This window comes from Actinoplanes sp. NBC_00393, from assembly GCF_036053395.1.
GTDB lineage: Bacteria > Actinomycetota > Actinomycetes > Mycobacteriales > Micromonosporaceae > Actinoplanes.
Window position 1 is genome coordinate 5,298,858 of record NZ_CP107942.1, and the last position, 16,499, is coordinate 5,315,356.

At 71.7% G+C, this 16,499-nt stretch carries 17 protein-coding genes; 7 read left to right on the top strand and 10 right to left on the bottom strand.

Going from position 1 to position 16,499, the window contains the following annotated elements:
- Positions 1 to 55 precede the first annotated feature (55 nt).
- From OHA21_RS24700 to OHA21_RS24720, 5 genes are all read right to left on the bottom strand, one after another.
- Entirely contained in the window at positions 56 to 1,030 is a 975-nt protein-coding gene (locus OHA21_RS24700; RefSeq protein WP_328477516.1) for a hypothetical protein, read from the bottom strand.
- Between the two features lie 44 nt (positions 1,031 to 1,074).
- Positions 1,075 to 2,130, bottom strand: coding sequence for a hypothetical protein (locus tag OHA21_RS24705; protein ID WP_328477518.1), 1,056 nt, complete (start codon positions 2,128 to 2,130; stop codon positions 1,075 to 1,077).
- A gap of 52 nt (positions 2,131 to 2,182) precedes the next feature.
- Complete coding sequence (locus OHA21_RS24710; protein ID WP_328477520.1) at positions 2,183 to 3,088, bottom strand: dioxygenase family protein; 906 nt, start codon at positions 3,086 to 3,088, stop codon at positions 2,183 to 2,185.
- Complete coding sequence (locus OHA21_RS24715) at positions 3,085 to 4,146, bottom strand: maleylacetate reductase (protein ID WP_328477522.1); 1,062 nt, start codon at positions 4,144 to 4,146, stop codon at positions 3,085 to 3,087. Before OHA21_RS24715 ends, OHA21_RS24710 begins: the two co-directional genes overlap by 4 nt.
- Before the next feature lie 66 nt (positions 4,147 to 4,212).
- Positions 4,213 to 4,977 (bottom strand): IclR family transcriptional regulator, encoded by a 765-nt coding sequence (locus OHA21_RS24720; RefSeq protein WP_328477524.1) that lies wholly within the window; start codon positions 4,975 to 4,977, stop codon positions 4,213 to 4,215.
- Positions 4,978 to 5,059: 82 nt separating this feature from the next.
- On the opposite strand from OHA21_RS24720, the gene OHA21_RS24725 reads away from it, so the two are divergent.
- The 6 genes from OHA21_RS24725 to OHA21_RS24750 all read left to right on the top strand — a co-directional run bounded on the left by OHA21_RS24725 (position 5,060) and on the right by OHA21_RS24750 (position 10,470).
- Positions 5,060 to 6,184, top strand: coding sequence for a cupin domain-containing protein (locus OHA21_RS24725; protein ID WP_328477526.1), 1,125 nt, complete (start codon positions 5,060 to 5,062; stop codon positions 6,182 to 6,184).
- A complete protein-coding gene (locus OHA21_RS24730) occupies positions 6,181 to 7,005 on the top strand; it encodes a fumarylacetoacetate hydrolase family protein (protein ID WP_328477528.1) in 825 nt (274 codons plus the stop codon). The genes OHA21_RS24725 and OHA21_RS24730 overlap by 4 nt, the downstream gene beginning before the upstream one ends.
- Positions 6,999 to 7,691 (top strand): maleylpyruvate isomerase family mycothiol-dependent enzyme, encoded by a 693-nt coding sequence (locus OHA21_RS24735; RefSeq protein WP_328477530.1) that lies wholly within the window; start codon positions 6,999 to 7,001, stop codon positions 7,689 to 7,691. The genes OHA21_RS24730 and OHA21_RS24735 overlap by 7 nt, the downstream gene beginning before the upstream one ends.
- An 88-nt stretch (positions 7,692 to 7,779) precedes the next feature.
- On the top strand, positions 7,780 to 8,982 hold the full coding sequence (locus OHA21_RS24740; RefSeq protein ID WP_328477532.1) for an FAD-dependent oxidoreductase: 1,203 nt from the start codon (positions 7,780 to 7,782) through the stop codon (positions 8,980 to 8,982).
- On the top strand, positions 8,975 to 9,775 hold the full coding sequence (locus OHA21_RS24745) for a CoA transferase subunit A (RefSeq protein ID WP_328477534.1): 801 nt from the start codon (positions 8,975 to 8,977) through the stop codon (positions 9,773 to 9,775). The genes OHA21_RS24740 and OHA21_RS24745 overlap by 8 nt, the downstream gene beginning before the upstream one ends.
- Positions 9,772 to 10,470 (top strand): CoA-transferase subunit beta, encoded by a 699-nt coding sequence (locus tag OHA21_RS24750; RefSeq protein WP_328477536.1) that lies wholly within the window; start codon positions 9,772 to 9,774, stop codon positions 10,468 to 10,470. Before OHA21_RS24745 ends, OHA21_RS24750 begins: the two co-directional genes overlap by 4 nt.
- 53 nt (positions 10,471 to 10,523) lie before the next feature.
- Here the strand turns inward: OHA21_RS24750 and OHA21_RS24755 are convergent, their stop codons facing one another.
- The 5 genes from OHA21_RS24755 to OHA21_RS24775 all read right to left on the bottom strand — a co-directional run bounded on the left by OHA21_RS24755 (position 10,524) and on the right by OHA21_RS24775 (position 15,556).
- Positions 10,524 to 11,468 carry a branched-chain amino acid ABC transporter permease gene (locus OHA21_RS24755; RefSeq protein WP_328477538.1) on the bottom strand — a complete coding sequence of 315 codons (945 nt, stop codon included), beginning with the start codon at positions 11,466 to 11,468 and terminating at the stop codon, positions 10,524 to 10,526.
- Positions 11,465 to 12,325 carry a branched-chain amino acid ABC transporter permease gene (locus OHA21_RS24760; protein ID WP_328477540.1) on the bottom strand — a complete coding sequence of 287 codons (861 nt, stop codon included), beginning with the start codon at positions 12,323 to 12,325 and terminating at the stop codon, positions 11,465 to 11,467. Before OHA21_RS24760 ends, OHA21_RS24755 begins: the two co-directional genes overlap by 4 nt.
- Positions 12,326 to 12,371: 46 nt before the next feature.
- Positions 12,372 to 13,064 (bottom strand): ABC transporter ATP-binding protein, encoded by a 693-nt coding sequence (locus tag OHA21_RS24765; RefSeq protein WP_328477542.1) that lies wholly within the window; start codon positions 13,062 to 13,064, stop codon positions 12,372 to 12,374.
- 63 nt (positions 13,065 to 13,127) lie between these two features.
- Positions 13,128 to 14,105, bottom strand: a complete 978-nt coding sequence (locus OHA21_RS24770) for an ABC transporter ATP-binding protein (protein ID WP_328477544.1) — start codon at positions 14,103 to 14,105, stop codon at positions 13,128 to 13,130.
- 266 nt (positions 14,106 to 14,371) lie between these two features.
- On the bottom strand, positions 14,372 to 15,556 hold the full coding sequence (locus OHA21_RS24775) for an ABC transporter substrate-binding protein (RefSeq protein ID WP_328477546.1): 1,185 nt from the start codon (positions 15,554 to 15,556) through the stop codon (positions 14,372 to 14,374).
- A gap of 109 nt (positions 15,557 to 15,665) precedes the next feature.
- Between OHA21_RS24775 and OHA21_RS24780 the strand changes: the two genes are divergently transcribed.
- Positions 15,666 to 16,493: a PaaX family transcriptional regulator gene (locus OHA21_RS24780; protein WP_328477548.1), complete on the top strand. Its 828-nt coding sequence runs from the start codon at positions 15,666 to 15,668 to the stop codon at positions 16,491 to 16,493.
- Positions 16,494 to 16,499: the final 6 nt, after the last annotated feature.

Below are 16,499 nucleotides of genomic sequence, written 5' to 3' on the forward strand. Positions count from 1 at the left end.
CGACGGCCGCAACACAGCCGGGCGCGCGCGTGGCCGAGACCGCCCAGCCGAAGCTTCACGGCCGGCCCTGTTCGGCGGCTTGGTGGGCCAGGCCCCGCAACACACCCGCGCCCGCCACGGCGACGCCGGCGCCCAGACCGAGGGCGAGTACGACCAGGAGCCGTTCGAGGACGGCCGGGCCGGCGAACGGCAGGACCGCCCGGTGGAACGAGGTCACGTCGGGCAGGACGAACACCGCGGTGAGGGCGGCGCCCGCGCACACAGCGAGCACACCTGCCGCCCGGCCACGCAGTGCGGTGACCGCCCCGCCGATCAGCAGCGGCCAGGCCAGCAGGTTGATCCCGGCGGCGCTGAGGAAAGTTCCGGCCGGCGGCGCTGACTCGACGGCCATCGTGGAGCCGGCCACGTGCCCGATCGAGGCTGCGGCGGCGACGAGGCCGGCCGCGGCCAGCAGCAGGTCGGCCCGGCGCAGGCGCCGCGCGAGTAGGAACACGGCGACTCCGGTGAGCGCGGCCGCCGCCCACCACAGGGCGGGTGCCGGCCCCTGCTCACCGACGAGTTCGCCGGTGACCAGGACGGAGGTGCCGTTCGCGTCGAGTGGGACCGTCCACGGCACGACCTCGCCGGCCGGGACGGCACGCCCGTCCGGGGTGGCCCGTTCGTCGATCCAGGTCAGCTCGTCACCGGGCGCGACCACGGCCGGGGTCGCGGATCCGCCGCCGGCGACCACGGTGACCGGGCCGGTGGTGCCGTTGCGCAGTCGAAGCCGGGCTCCGTCCTCGATCGCGACCACGTCGAGGCCGGGCACCGCGGGCGTGACGGTGACGACCCGGCCACGCGAGTCGGTCGCGGTCAACCCGCCGGCGTGCGCATCGGCCGGCCCAGCAGCGCCGGCCAGCGCCACACCCGAAACGAGCAACACCGCACCCAGCCGGCCCAGCGCCCGGACGAACCACACCGAAACCAGCCAGCCCAGCGCCCGGACGAACGACACCGCACCCAGCCAGCCCAGCGCCCGGACGAACAACACCGAAACCAGCCGGCCAAGCGGACGAACGAGCGACGCCAGGCGGGTCACTCCGGGAGGTGCTGGACGCTGCGGGCGACCAGCACAGTGGCCGCACCGGTCAGAGCGGTCAGCGTCAGCAGGCCGGTGACCATGTGGATGTTGAAGCCGGTGCTGCCCGTCTCCAGCTTGCCGACCAGCAGCACGGCGCCCCACATGGCCGGCGGCGCGACCAGACCGAACACGATCCAGCCGGCGTTGGCCGAGAGCCTGACCAGCGGCGTGACCACGCGCAGCACGAGCTCGATCACGACGGCCGCGGCGGCCACGGTCAGGGCCGGCCACCAGGCGTCCTGCGAGTCGAACATCAGGTGCATGAGCACGGCGATGATCGCGACCAGGATGCTCGGCAGGCCGATCGGGAGCGGCCACCGCCGCCCGATGATGATGAACGGCAGGAGCAGGAGGATGGTGCTGAACACGTACCCGTGGATGAGCTGCGCGTCCGGCGAGAAGATCGGCACCGGGTCGGCGCCGCTGCCCAGGTGACGGAAGCCGATCGACGACGCGTGCAGCGAGTAGATGTGCACCGGGAGCACCGCGAACAGCGTGGAGATGCCGACCAGGAAGGCGCCGCCGAGGCCCAGCCGGGGCGAGGGGCCGGTGGCCAGCATCAGCGCCGGGCCCATGGCGACCAAGACCATGCCGAGGATGATGAACTCGTGGCTCGGGCTGACGAAGATCTCCATGTCCCGCTCGATGCCGAACACGTTGTGCCAGAGCGTGTCCACACCCCCACCGACCAGCAGAAATGCCATGCCGGCGAGCGGGATCCGCAGGGCGTTGGGCAGGGCCAGCAGTGATCGGTACGTGGGGACGCCCGGCAGCCGCGACCGCATGATCCAGAGCAGGGTGAACCCGGAGGCGGCGATGCCGGAGTAGAGCACGCCGTGCCACGGGGTCCAGAACGTCTCGAGCTCGGGTGTGGTGGCGTGGGCGTACGCGTCCAATTGCAACCCGATGACCAGCCAGGCGCTCGCCACCAGCAGCACCCAGCGCTCGCGTGCGGTGAACGACAAGGCCGCGATCTCCGCGGTCGATGTCCGTTCCACGGAGGTCGTCACGTTTACCACTCCCCTGATCGATTCGACGATCGGTAAACCTACATCGCCGTTGTTACATGCCTCGATCAGGAGCGAGCACAATGTCGAACCGGGTGCGGGACCACTTCCCCTCGACGGCCCGCCCGTCCGGCGTGGCGGCACCGGCCGGCTGCTCTTCGAAGGACCGGATCAGCGATTCCTTGACCCCGAACACACTGTCCCGGTCCAGGTATTCGCAGCCCCGGACGAAGATGTGCGTGACCAGCGTGTGCAACCCCGGCGCGCTGACCTTGAAGTGCAGGTGCGACGCCCGCATCGGCGACCGTCCCACCGCCTGGAGCAGTTCCCCCACCGGCCCGTCGTCGGGGATCGGGTACGGCGTCGGCGTGACCGCCCAGAACGCGTACCGCCCGGCGGAGTCACTGAAAAGATGCCCGCGCGCCGACACCCGCCCGTCCCCGTACTGAACGTCGTAGAAGCCGTCCTCGTCGGCCTCCCACACCTCGATCCGGGCCCCGGCGACCGGTTTCCCGTCGGTGTCGCGGACCGTCCCTTCCACCCAGCACGGCTGCCCCGACGCCCCCTGCGCGACGTCCCCACCGATCGGCACGTGCGGCGACTCGTCCACGAAGAACGGACCCATCACCGTGGCCTCGGTGGCGTCGGCATACGAATTGTTGACTGCGATCGTCTGCATGGACACCCCGAGCACGTCGCTGAGCAGGATGAACTCCTGCCGCTTGGCATCGGTGATGTCTCCGCACCGGGTCAGGAACGCGATCGCCGCCGCCCACTCCGCCTCGGTCAGCCGGGTCTCCCGCACGAATCCGTGCAGGTGCCGGGTCAGCGCCCCGAGCAGTTCCTTGAGCCGCTCCGACGACGCCCCGTCGAAGGACGCCACCACCTCACGGACCAGCGCCTCCTCGCGAGCCACCTGCGCCGGCGAAGGGAAAGGGGAAGGGGAAGGGGAATCCGTCACGACCGTCCTCCATTCCACGCCGCACGCAACAGGTCTTCCAGAACCGGCAGTGAGACCGCCACCGGGTTGGACGCGGGCACGACCGGCAGGATCCGCGCGGCCGCATCACCGATGTCGGCCTCCTCGAAGCCGACGTCCTTCAGGGCGCGCGGCGCGCCCACCGCTTCGCGGAGGCGGTCCAGCGCGGCCACCGGTTCGGTTCCGCCGAGTGCCTGGCCGATCCGCAGACCCCTTTCCGGTACGCCCGGAGCGTTCAGAGCCAGCACATGCGGCAGAACGATCGCATGCGTCTCCGCGTGCGGCAGGCTGTAGCTGCCCCCGAGCACGTGGCAGATCTTGTGGTGCAGACCGGAGCCGGCCGACGCGAACGACACCGCCGACAGATATGCCCCGTACAGACATTCGTCCCGCCCCTCGATCCCGGACGGGTCGGCGACCACCTTGGGCAGCCCCGCCGCCAGCACCCGGATGCCTTCCAGGGCCAGCGCCCGGTTGATCGGGTCGCTGCCGGGCGCCCACATCGAGTCGATGCAGTGCGCCAGCCCGTTGAAGCCGGATGCCACCGACAGACCGACCGGCAGCGAGAGGGTCAGTGTCGAGTCGTAGATGACCGTCGCCGGCAGCACCGAAGCGTGCACCCCGGTCGACTTGTGCCGGCCCTCGGTCAACCCCCACACGGCGGTCGCTTCGCTTCCGGCGTACGTCGTCGGCACCGCGATGATCGGGACCCGGCTGGTCAGGGCGACCGCCTTGGCCAGCCCGGTGGTGGAACCACCGCCGACCGTGACCAGAAGGTCGGCCCGGCACCGGGCCGCCGCCTCGCGGGCCCGTTCGGCCAGCTCAGCCGGCACGTGCTGGACCACCTCGGTCCAGCGCAGCGCGACCGGCAGGCCCGCGGCGACCCGGTCGGCGAGGGGCGCCTCGGCCTCGGCCGCGATCAGCATGATCCGTGCCGCGCCGAGCCGGTCGACCTCGGCGGTCAGGTGCCGGCCCGCGCCGCCGGCCTCGAGGATCACACGCTGGCCGAGGGTCTCGTGAACGAAGGAGTCAGTTGGCATACGTCGCCTCCAGCCGAAGTAGTCCTATCCGACACCCTCGGGCACCGGTTCGGAAAGCATCCGGGCTCATCCGGCGCCGCGCATCTGCTCCTCGATGTCGCGGGCGGTCAGCGCCAGCGCGGTGACGATCTGCGGCAGCCGGTCCTGGGAGAACCGGCTGGTGGGCATGGAGACCGAGATCGCCGCCTCGACCCGCCCGTCGCTGTCGTGGATGCCCCGCCCGACCGCGGTCACCCCGGACTCGGTCTTCCCCGCGTTGATCGCGAAGCCGCGCTCGCGGATCGTGCGCAGCTCGCGGCGCAGGGCGGGCAGTGCGGGCCGCTCGTCGAGCCGGTCCGCCCATTTCTCGTCGCTGTAGAGCGCGTCCAGGCGCTCCGGCGGCAGGTCGGCCAGCATGATCTTGCCGCCGGACGCGAAGTGGGCCGGGAAGACCATGCCCTCGCGGTTGCCGACGCGCAGCGCCTGGGTGCACTCCACCGAGCCGATGAAACGCACGTGGTCGCCGCTGAGGATCTGCAGGTTCGCACTCTCGCGGACCCGCTCGGTGAGTGCCGCGAGATGTGGCATCGCGATGCCACGCAACAGCGACGTACGCGACTGCGAGCTCGCCCCCAGCGACAGCACCGGGCCGGCCGCATAGCGCCGGTCCTCGCGCTGCACCGCGAAGTCGCGGTAGACGAGCATCGCCAGGAGCCGGTGTGCCGTGGACGGGGCTACCCCGAGGCGCTCGGCCGCCTCGCCGACGCTCAGCGGCCCCTCCACCTGAAGCATCACCGCGAGCTGCAGCGCATGGTCGACGCTGCGGATCGAGTAGTTCGGGGCGTTCTTCACAGCAGAATCTCCTGTTCCATTCGCTGCCCCAGGCTACAAGCTTGGCGCAGCGACGAAGGGAGCGAACCCCGTGGAGAACCCCGTGCGTCTGACCGTTGTCGACGCCCCTGACCAGCCCACTCCCTCGGACGAGCTGGCGGAGCTGTATCGCGGATTCGAGCAGGAGTTGCTCGTACCCCTCTGGACCGAGATCGGCGACCTGATGCCGCCGCACCCGCGCTCCAAGGCCGTCCCCCACCTGTGGCGCTGGGCCGGCCTGCTGGAGCTGGCCGGCCGGGCCGGCCACCTGGTGCCGGTCGGTCGCGGCGGCGAGCGCCGTGCGATCGCGCTGGCGAACCCCTCGCTGGGCGGGCGCCCGTTCGCCACGCCGACGCTGTGGGCGGCGATCCAGTACCTGATGCCGGGCGAGGACGCGCCCGAGCACCGGCACACCCAGCACGCGTTCCGGTTCGTCGTCGAGGGCGAGGGCGTGTGGACCGTGGTCGGGCAGGACCCGGTGCCGATGGGTCGCGGCGACTTCCTGCCGCAGGGCGGCTGGAACTGGCACGCTCACCACAACGCCGCGGACCGGCCGATGGCCTGGATCGACGGCCTGGACATCCCGTTCCAGTACCTGACCGAGTCGCAGTTCTTCGAGTTCGGCCGCGACGCGATCAGCGACGCCGAGCGGATCACGCCGGACCGGTCGCGCTCCGAGCGGCTCTGGGGACATCCGGGCCTGCGGCCCGTGTCGGCGCCGGCCGCGCAGACCGGCAGCCCGCTGCTGAGGTACGCGTGGGCCGACACCGACCGTGCTCTCACCGACCAGCTCGAACTCGCCGACGAGGGCTACCCGGGCGTGCTCGAGCCGGGCCACGCCGCGGTCCGCTACACCAACCCGACGACCGCCGGGGACGTGCTGCCGACCATCCGGGCCGAGATGCACCGGATCCGGTCCGGCGCCGAGACCGCGCCGAGCCGGCAGACCGGTTCGGCGGTCTACCAGGTGTTCGACGGCAGCGGCCGGGTCACCGTCGGCGACAGGTCGTGGTCGGTCACCCGCGGCGACCTGTTCGTGGTCCCGTCCTGGGTGCCGTTCTCGGCCAGGTCCGAGGCGTCGGCGTCGGACTCCGACTCGGGCGCTCTCGACCTGTTCACGTTCAACGACGCCCCCATCTTCGAGGCGCTGCGCCTCGACCGTTCCTCCGTTGAAGGAAAAGACGCATGAAGCTCGCCACCATCCGTACGCTCGACGGCTCGACCCGCGCGGTCCGCGCCGACGGCGACACGCTGATCGATCTCGGCGTGGCCGACCTCGGCGAGCTGCTCGCCCGGCCCGGCTGGACCGAGGTCGCCGCGCAGGACGGACCGGCAGTGGTCGCCGCGGGCTTCGCGCCGGTGGTGCCGAACCCCGGCAAGATCGTGTGTGTCGGCCTGAACTATCGCAACCACATCCTGGAGATGGGCCGGCAGCTGCCCGAGCACCCGACGCTGTTCGCGAAGTACACCGAGGCGCTGATCGGCCCGAACGACGAGATCCAGCGGCCGGCCGAGTCCGACCAGGTCGACTGGGAGGCCGAGCTGGCGATCGTGATCGGCAGACCGGTCCGCCGGGCAGGCGAGGACGAGGCAGCTGCGGCCATCGCCGGGTTCGCCGTGCTCAACGACGTCACCATGCGCGACTGGCAGTACCGCACCCCGATGTGGCTGCAGGGCAAGACCTGGGAAGCCAGCACCCCGTTCGGGCCGTGGCTGGTCACCCCGGACGAGCTGCCCGGCGGTGTGCGCCCGTCGCTGGAGCTGACCGGCGCGGTCGACGGCGAGGTCGTGCAGCGCGCAAACACCGCCGACCTGGTCTTCGACCCGGTCGCGCTGGTCCGCTACATCTCCACGATCGTCACGCTGAAGCCGGGTGACGTGATCGCCTCCGGCACCCCCGGCGGGGTCGGGCACGCCCGCAAGCCGGCCCGCTACCTGGCCGAGGGCAGCGTGCTGACCACCGAGATCGAGGGTCTCGGCCGGTCCGAGGCCAAGGTCGCCCGGTGCTGACGGACCACCTTCGCTGGGCCGCGCAGGGCACGCGGACGTTCCTCGGCGCCATGGCCACCCTGCCGGACGAGCGGCTCGACCAACCGACCGCCCTGCCCGGCTGGACCGGGAAGCATCTACTCGCCCACGTCGCCGCGAACGCCGAGGCGCTGATCAACCTCACCACCTGGGCGCGGACCGGGGTGGAGACCCCGATGTACACCTCGCCGGAGCAGCGTGACGCGGACATCGCCGCCGGGTCCCGCCGGCCGGCCGGGGAACTGCGCGCGTGGGTCACCGAGTCGGCGGCCGCGCTCGAGGTGGCGATGACCGGCCTGCAACCCGTGGACTGGGAGCAGAAGGTCCGCACCGCGCAGGGGCGTACCGTGCCGGCCTCCGAGGTGCCCTGGATGCGGGCCCGTGAGGTGATGATCCACGCGGTGGACCTGGGCGCCGGGGTGCGGTTCACCGACCTGCCGTCCGGCTTCCTCGCCGCGCTGGTCGACGACATCGTGGCCAAGCGGTCCGCGGCCGGCGACGGTCCGGCCGTGACGCTGAGCGCCACCGACCACTACGGCAGCTGGACGGTCACCGGCGCCGGCGAACCCGCGCCGGTGATCGGCACGCTCGCCGGCATCGCCGCCTACCTGGCCGGGCGGGCTACCGACGGCGTGCGCCACGCGCCCGCTCTCCCCCGCTGGCTCTAACCCCCAACCAGCTGACCGCCAGTGCTGCCTCCCGGCGCGAATAGCAGCGCTCACGGTCAGCCGGATGACTTTCTCGAAGGGACTACACATGGCTACCGATGTGGTCGTGGTGGGTGGCGGGATCGGCGGACTCGCCACCGCCCTGGCGCTGACCCGCAAGGGCCAGCGGGTCACCGTGCTCGAACAGGCGCCACGCTTCGGCGAGGTGGGCGCCGGCATGCAGATCGCCCCGAACTGCACCCGCATCCTGCACGAGTGGGGCCTGCTCGACGAGATCAAGTCGCTCGGCGTGCTGCCCGAGAACATCGTCATGAAGGACGCGGTCGACGGCGGGGTGCTGAGCCGGCTCGACCTGCACGACGTCGAGCGCCGGTACGGCTTCCCGTACCTGGTGATCCACCGCAGCGACCTGCACGGGACGCTGCTGCGGGCCTGCCGGGCGGCGGGCGTCCACCTGGTCACCGACGTGAAGGTGACCGGCTACGAGCAGGTTCCCGGCGGGGCGGTCGCGCACGTCGAGGGCGGCGAACCGGTCCGGGGCGACGTCGTGATCGCCGCGGACGGGCTGCACTCGACGGCGCGCAGGCTGTTCAGCGATGACGAGCCGGTCAGTTCGGCGTATGTCGCGTACCGCGGCGCGGTGCCGATCGACAAGGTCGCCGAGCTCGACGTGCACCTCAAGGACGTCGTCGTCTACGTGGGCCCGCAGTGCCACCTGGTGCAGTACCCGTTGCGCGGCGGCGACATGTTCAACCAGGTCGCCGTCTTCGAGTCGCCGAAGGCCAAGGCCGGCGAGGCGGAGTGGGGTACGCCGGACGAGCTCGACGCCGCCTTCGACCGCACCTGCGCCCAGGTCAAGGCAGGCCTGCCGTTGATGTGGCGGAACCGCTGGTGGCGGATGTACGACCGCGACCCGATCATGAACTGGGTGCAGGGCCGGATCGCGCTGACCGGCGACGCCGCCCACCCGCCGCTGCAGTACCTGGCCCAGGGCGCGGTGATGGCGATCGAGGACGCGTGGGTGCTCGCCGCCAACTTCCACGGGGACTGGGACGCCGCACTCGCCGCCTACAACGCGGTCCGCCCGGAGCACTGCCGCCGGGTACTGACCACCGCCCGCGCGTGGGGCGAGTTCTGGCACCACGACGGCGAGCAGCGGGACTGGCGCAACCAAACCCTTCTGGAGCGGGACGTGTACGACTACACGTACATCGACTGGCTCTTCGGACCGACCGCGACCACCCCGGACCAGGAACCGGCGATGTTCATCTCTGGAGATCGTCTTGGCTGAGATCGTCAGCCTCGCCGAAGGCGTGGCCGACCTCGTGCGCGACGGTGACACCGTCGCCCTGGAAGGCTTCACCCATCTCATCCCGCACGCCGCCGGGCACGAGATCATCCGGCAGGGCCGGCGCGACCTGACCCTGGTCCGGATGACCCCGGACGTCGTCTACGACCAGCTGATCGGCATGGGTTGCGCCCGCAAGCTGATCTTCTCGTGGGGCGGCAACCCGGGCGTCGGCTCGCTGCACCGGTTCCGCGACGCGGTCCAGCACGGCTGGCCGGTGCCGCTGGAGATCGAGGAGCACAGCCACGCCGGGATGGCGAACCGGTACGTGGCCGGCGCGTCCGGCCTGCCGTTCGCGGTGCTGCGCGGCTACGCGGGCACCGACCTGCCCCGGCACACCCCGAACATCGGGTTCGTGACCTGCCCGTTCACCGGCGAGGAGCTGGCCGCGGTGCCGGCGCTGAACCCGGACGTGACGATCGTGCACGCCCAGCGCGCCGACCGCAGCGGCACGGTGCAGATGTGGGGCATCACCGGTGTGCAGAAGGAGGCCGTGCTCGCCGCGAAGCGCTCGCTGGTCACCGTCGAGGAGATCGTCGACCGCCTCGAACCGGTGCCCGGTCAGGTGGTCCTGCCCGGCTGGGCGGTCACCGCGGTCGCGGAGGTGCCGGGTGGCGCCCATCCCTCGTACGCCCATGGCTACACCGTCCGCGACAACGCGTTCTACCAGGCCTGGGACGAGATCAGCCGGGACCGGGGAACGTTCCTGTCCTGGATGCAGGGGGTCGCCGCGTGAGTCACACCTCCGACGAGATGATGACCGTCGCGGCTGCCCGGGCGCTGCGTGACGGCGCGGCCTGCTTCGTCGGCATCGGCCTGCCCAGCACCGCGGCGAACCTGGCCCGGCGTACCCACGCCCCGAACCTCGTGCTGATCTACGAGTCCGGCTGCCTCGGCGCGAAACCGGACCGGCTGCCGCTCTCCATCGGCGACGGCGTCCTGGCCGACACCGCCGACGCCGTGGTCAGCGTGCCCGAGGTGTTCAACTACTGGCTGCAGCCGGGCCGGATCGACGTCGGTTTCCTCGGCGCCGCCCAGCTCGACCGGCACGGCAACATCAACACGACGGTGATCGGCGGCGACTACGCCGACCCGAAGGTCCGCCTGCCCGGGGCGGGCGGCGCGCCCGAGATCGCCGCCTCCTGCCGTGAGGTGATCGTGGTGGTCCGGCACGGCCTGCGCACCTTCGTGGACCGGGTCGACTTCATCACCTCGGTCGGCCCTCCCCGCAAGGTGATCACCGACCTGGGCGTCCTGGCCGCCGGCCCGGGCACGTCCGAACTGGTCCTGACCCACCTGCACCCCGGCGTCACCGTCGAGCAGGCCCGCGCCGCGACCGGCTGGGACCTGGCCGTCTCCCCCGGCCTGACCGGCACCGAGCCACCGACCGAAGCCGAGCTCTCGGCCCTGCGGGCTTTCGAACAGGCCTGACGAAGTCGACCGTGTGCTGCCCGGACAGCGTTGTCCGGGCAGCACCCGGGCACCTATCCCCGCAGGCGGCGGGTTACCGCGGGGACCAGGCCTTTCGGCAGGAAGAGCACGCACACCACGAGGAGCAGGGCGTACACCGCGTAGTTCAGGACGGTGGGCGCGTAGTCCGGCATGCCCGGCTGCGTGCCGAGCGTGTTCAGCACCTGCACCAGCAGCACGATCACGGTGGCGCCGACGACCGGGCCGGCGATCGTGCCGAGGCCGCCGACCACGGCCATCACCACGTACTCGATCGAGAGCAGCACCGGGAACGAGCCGGGCGCCAGATAGCCCAGGAAGAAGGCGTAGACGCCGCCGGCCAGGCCGGCGAACGCGGCGGACAGCGCGAAGACGGCCAGCCGGTAGCCGCCGACCGGGACCCCGCTGGCCGCCGCGGCGACCTCACTGGTCGCGGCCGCACGAAGGCCGCGACCTGCGCGGGAGACGACCACGTTGCGCGAGATCAGCAGGGCGATCAGCAGGACAGCGCAGGCGAGGTACGCGTAACCGAGGTCGTCGCGCAGCTCGAGACCGCCGACCGAGAACCGGGGGATGCCCTGCAGACCGATCGCGCCACCCGCCCAGTCAGCCTGGGCCAGCAGGGACAGCAGGATCAGCTGCACGGCGAGGGTGGCGAAGGCCAGATGGTGGCCGCGGAGCCGGAGCAGCGGGGCGCCGAGCAGCACCGCGGCGACCGCGGCGATCACCGGGGCGGCGAGCAGGCCCAGCAGCGGTGGGGTGCCGTGCACGGCCAGGAGGCCGGCCGCGTACGCCCCGATCGCGTAGAAGGACGCCTGGCCCAGCGAGACCTGTCCGGCGTACCCCATCAACAGCGAAACGCCGACGGTGACCGCCGCGGCCAGGGTGAGCAGCACAAACGTCGCGAGATGCCGTTCCGGCAGGAGCGGCGGAACGACGAGCAGCACGCCGGCCAGCCCGATGAGCCCCCACCGCCTCATCGGGCCGCCTCCGCGACCGGGCCGGTGCGTGCGGCCTGGACGATCATCACGGTGAGCATCAGCACGAGCGCGACCTCCACCTGGTAGGCGCCACCGCCGTAGCCGGCGACCAGCGTCTGCGCGACACCCAGCAGCAGCCCGGCGGCCAGGGCGACACCCGGCCGGGTCAGGCCGCCGAGAACCGCCCCGGCGAAACCGTTCACGATCAGGGCGACGTCACTGTCGAACGTCACCTGCTGCACCGGCGTGGTCAGCACCCCGGCCAGCCCGCCGAGCGCGCCACCGATCGCGAACGCCAGCAGCCCCATCCGCCGCACATCGATGCCGACGACCTGCGCGGCGTAGCGATTGGACGCGCAGGCGGAGAGCGCCTTGCCGAGATCGGTGCGCGCGAAGAACCACGCCATCACCGCGAACACCGGCGCGGTCACCGCGATGATCAGCAGATAGTGCGCCTGCAGCCGGGCGCCGCCCATCTCAGCCACGCCGGGCACGCCCGGGAAGGAACGTGGCTGGTCACCCCAGATCAAGATCTCGATCGCGTACGCGAGAACGCCCAGCCCGAGCGTCACGATGAGCGACGTTCCCGGGCTGGTGCCGGGCTTCCCGATCGCCACCAGGCCGACCAGCAGCCCGGTGACCGCGCCCAGCCCCACCCCGCCGAGCTCCGCGATCCCGTGCGGCACGCCCGCCCCGAGCAGCGACGCGGTCAGCATCGCGGCCAGCACGGCGAACGCGCCCTGCGCGAAGTTGACCACCCGGGTCACCCGGTAGATCGCCACCAGCCCGCTGGCGACCAGCGCGAACCCGGCACCGATCCCGAGGCCGGTGAGCAGGTAGCCGATCAGGTCGCTCATCGCCTCACCTCCGCCGCGGTCGGGCCTGAGCCCACGGATTCGTTCCTCATCGGCCCGCCTCTGTGGTGACGTGCCCGCCGAGGTAGGCCGCGGTCACCCTGGGGTCGCGGGCCAGCTCGGCGGCCTCACCGTGCACCGCGATCCGGCCGGTCTCCAGGACGTAGGCGCGTTCGCACAGGTCGAGGGCGAGGCGCGCGTTCTGTTCGATGAGCAGGACGGCCAGGCCGCGTTCGGTGTTGAGGGTGCGCAGATGCTCGACCAGGGTGGCGACGACCAGCGGGGCCAGGCCGAGGCTGAGCTCGTCCACCACGAGGACGTCCGGGCGGGCCATCAGCGCGCGGCCGATCGCGACCATCTGCTGCTGCCCGCCGGAGAGCGCCCCGGCCCGCCGCTTGCGCAGCGGGGCAAGCTCCGGCAACAGCTCGTAGATGCCGGCTGTGTTCCGCCCGTGCCGCCCGTTACGCCACCCACCGAGCCGCAGGTTGTCATCGACGCTGAGATCCCCGAACATCTCCCGCCCCTCCGGCACCTGCGCCAGCCGCCCCCGCACGGTGATCGTCCCGGCGTCCGCCTTGACGAGCCCGGACAGAGCCTTGACCAGCGTGGACTTGCCGGCCCCGTTCGCCCCGATCAGCGCTACGAGCTCTCCCGCACCCACCGTAAGGTCCACGCTGTCCAGGGCGGTCGCCCCCGCATACCGAACCGTCAACCCGCGGACCTCCACCACAGCGCGACTCACCGCACGCCCTCCCCACCGGCCGCGCCGCTCACCACATGGCCCCATCGCCGCTGACCACGCCGCTCACCGCACGGCCCCGTTTCCGCCGGCCGGGCTGTCCTCCTGCGGTGTCGACCGTTCCGGCTCACCGGCATCTCCCGCTGCCGCGGCATGGACCCCGCGATCTTGATCCGCCGCGCCTTCAGCCTTGCCGCCGCCGAACATGCCGGATTTATCAGGCATGTCACTGGACTTGGCCGCCTCCGGCCCGCCGTGTGCTGCCTGGCCACTCGTTGGGTCCGACTTGTCGGACATGGCGCTGCCCGCGGCCGGGTGGGGCGTGCTCCCCGACCCTTCGGTCGCCGGACCCAGATACGCGGCTATGACGCGGGGGTCGGCGCGGATCTCGGCGGCGGTGCCCTCGGCGATGACGCGACCCAGGTCCAGGACCGTGACGCGGTCGGCGAGGCGCATCACGAACGCGACGTCGTGCTCGACCAGCAGCATGGTCAGGCCCTCGGCACGCAGTTCGCTGATCAGGGCGGCCAGGCGTTCGCGTTCGCCGGCGCGCAGGCCCGAAGCCGGTTCGTCGAGCAGCAGCAGGCGGGGGCGGGCGCAGAGGGCGCGGGCCAGTTGGAGGGCGCGCTGCTGGCCGAGGGGCAGTTCCTCGGCGGGGCGGTCCGCCCAGTCCGCGATGCCGGCGCGGGCCAGGCATTCCCGCGCGTGCTCACGGATCAGGCGTTCCTCCCGATGATGGACCGGCAGGCGCAGCGCCCCGGCCAGGAAGCCGGCCCGGGTGGTGGCGTGCGCGCCGACCATGACGTTCTCCAGCGCGGTCATGCCGTGGAAGATCCGGGCCCCTTGAAAGACCACGCTGATCCCGAGCCGAGAGCGACGGTGCGCGGCGAGCCGGTCGATGCGCACGCCGTCCAGCAGCACCTCCCCCGCCTGCGGCGCCAGCTGGCCCCCGATCAGCGCGAACAGCGTCGACTTGCCGGCGCCGTTCGGCCCGATCACCGCCCGCAGTTCCCCGGGCGCCACGGTCAGGCTGACATCCCGCACGGCGTAGACCCCGCCGAACGCCCGGTCGACACCGCTGACCGTGAGCTGCGCGCCACCCTGCCCAGCACCGCCCGGCCCGGCACGGCCACGTCCGGCACTGCCCGGCCCAGCACCGCCTGGCCCTGCATTACCCGGCCCGGCACCGTGAGGCCCGGCATCGCCCGGCCCCGCACCGCCCGGCCCGGCACCGTCCGGCCCCGCATTACCCGGCCCCGCACCGCCCGGCTCGGGGCCCGGCCGGGCGGCGTCGGCACGGCCGGGGGTGGTCATCCGCCGGCCTTTGCCAGGATTTCCTGGGAGAAGGGGGTGGGGACGAACTTGCCGGCCTGCACCTTGTTGATCGAGATGAAGTCCGTGGTCAGGCCGCTGTGGTTGGTGGCGGAGTAGGTGTAGTTGCCGTTCGGGGTGGTCAGCGTCAGGCCCTCCAGGGCGTCGCGGACCTTGGGGCGGTCGGTGCCGCCGGCCTTTTCGATCGCGGCGGCCAGGAGCTTGACGCCGCTGTAGCCGTCCTGGGCGAACTGCGGGGGCGCGTAACCGTATTTCTCGGTGAATGCGGTGGTCAGCTCGTCTACCGCGGTTTTCAGCTGGCCGGGTGGCAGGTGGTCGCCTACTACGCCGACTGAGCTGGCGATGGTTACGCCCTCGGCTGCTGGGCCGGCCGGGTCCAGGAAGAGCTTGCTGGCCTGGGCGCCGGTCAGCACGAGTGGGATCTTCAGGCCGGAGGCGGCGTACTGCTTGGTCAGCGCCACCGCGGGGGCGCCGGTGGCCCAGACCATCAGGGCCTGCGCGTCCGACGAGCGGACATGGGTGAAGACCGCGCCGAACTCGGTGGCGGTGGTCTGGAACTCTTCGATCGGGTTGACCGTCACCCCGTACTGGGCGGCTTTTGCCTGAAGGCCCTTGGCGCCGGCCACGGCGTAGCTGCTCTTGGTGTCGTAGGCCAGTGCGACCTTGGCGATCTTGCTGGCCTGGAAGTACTGCAGGGCGGCCTCGGCGTAGGTGGCCGAGGTGGCGGGGACCACGAAGACGTACGGATGAACGGGGTTGATCTGCTCGTCCGCGGGAGTGAGCGAGACGTAGGGGATCTCCTCGCGGTCGACCAGCGGGATCGTGGCGAGCGCGGAGTTGGAGAACGGCGACCCGATGATCGCGTCGGAGTCGCCCTTCAGCTCGTTGAACGCGAGAACGGCCTGGTCGGGGAGGCTCTTGTCATCGCGCACGGTGAGCTGGATCTGGCGTCCCCCGACGCCGCCCGCGGCATTGATCTGGTCGACTGCCAGGGCGACCGACTTCTGGTTCTCGGTGCCGAGTGGGGAGTAATTGCCGGTCAGCGAGACGATCTGGCCGACCCGGATCGGGTCCTCGCTGCCGCCGCTGGAATCGTCGCCGCCACAGGCGGCCAGGGATGTCACAAGAGTGAGTGAGGCGAGGATGGGCCCGGTTCTGCGCACGACGACCTCCTCGATGAGGGTCTGAGACATCGAAGTTAGGCGTTCTATACACAGCCGTCAACAAACTGCCTAACATCTTCCTCATGCCGCTCACCGGGAGGTCGTACCGTTGACCGACACCGCCATCGAGAGCTCGACCCGGCCGCAGACGCTGATGCTCATGCTGTTCGGCGACTTCGTCCTGGACCGCGGCGTCTGCGTCTTCTCCGGCAGCGTGATCGACGCCTTCACCCGGCTCGGCATCTCGTCGCACGCCACCCGGTCGACGCTGGCCCGCATGGTCAATCGCGGTCTGCTGCGCCGGCAACGGCACGGGCGGCGGATGTACTTCGGGCTCACCGCCCGGTCCACCGCGATCCTGCACGACGGCCGGGACCGGATCTGGCGGACCGGCGCGGTCAACGACCGGTGGGACGGCAGCTGGACGCTGCTCTGCTTCTCGCTACCGGAGTCCTGGCAGCGGCAACGGCACGACCTGCGGTCGCAGCTGGCGTGGGCCGGGTTCGGGCCGATCCAGGGCGGTCTGTGGGTCGCGCCGGGGCTGGTGCCCGCGCAGGACATCGTCACCGGGCTGGGGCTGGAGGCGCATGCTCGGGTCTTTCATGCGCGGGCCGACGAGCTGACCGACATCGGAGGGATGGTGCGGGATGCGTACGATCTGGCGGGTCTTGCTGCCCGCTATGAAGAATTCCTGGCCCGGTGGGACCGGCCCGCGCCGCCCGCCGACCCGCTGGCGGCGCGCCTCAGCCTGATCGCGGAATGGCTGGACGCGATCCGCCGTGATCCCCGCCTGCCGGTCGAGCATCTACCCCGGGACTGGCCGGCGGTCCGCGCCCAGACGCTGTTCCGCGAGTTGGAGGCCGCCTACCTGAAGCCGTCCCGCGAGATCGCTGCCGGCCTGCTCGACCTTCAACCGGACGAGCAGGCCGGTGCTTGATCTGGC

Bases quoted from the DNA above. Each gene is read 5' to 3' on its own strand.
- OHA21_RS24715 (WP_328477522.1), bottom strand. From the start codon at position 4,146: ATGCCAACTGACTCCTTCGTTCACGAGACCCTCGGCCAGCGTGTGATC.
- OHA21_RS24730 (WP_328477528.1), top strand. From the start codon at position 6,181: ATGAAGCTCGCCACCATCCGTACGCTCGACGGCTCGACCCGCGCGGTC.
- OHA21_RS24740 (WP_328477532.1), top strand. From the start codon at position 7,780: ATGGCTACCGATGTGGTCGTGGTGGGTGGCGGGATCGGCGGACTCGCC.
- OHA21_RS24755 (WP_328477538.1), bottom strand. From the start codon at position 11,468: ATGAGGCGGTGGGGGCTCATCGGGCTGGCCGGCGTGCTGCTCGTCGTT.
- OHA21_RS24760 (WP_328477540.1), bottom strand. From the start codon at position 12,325: ATGAGCGACCTGATCGGCTACCTGCTCACCGGCCTCGGGATCGGTGCC.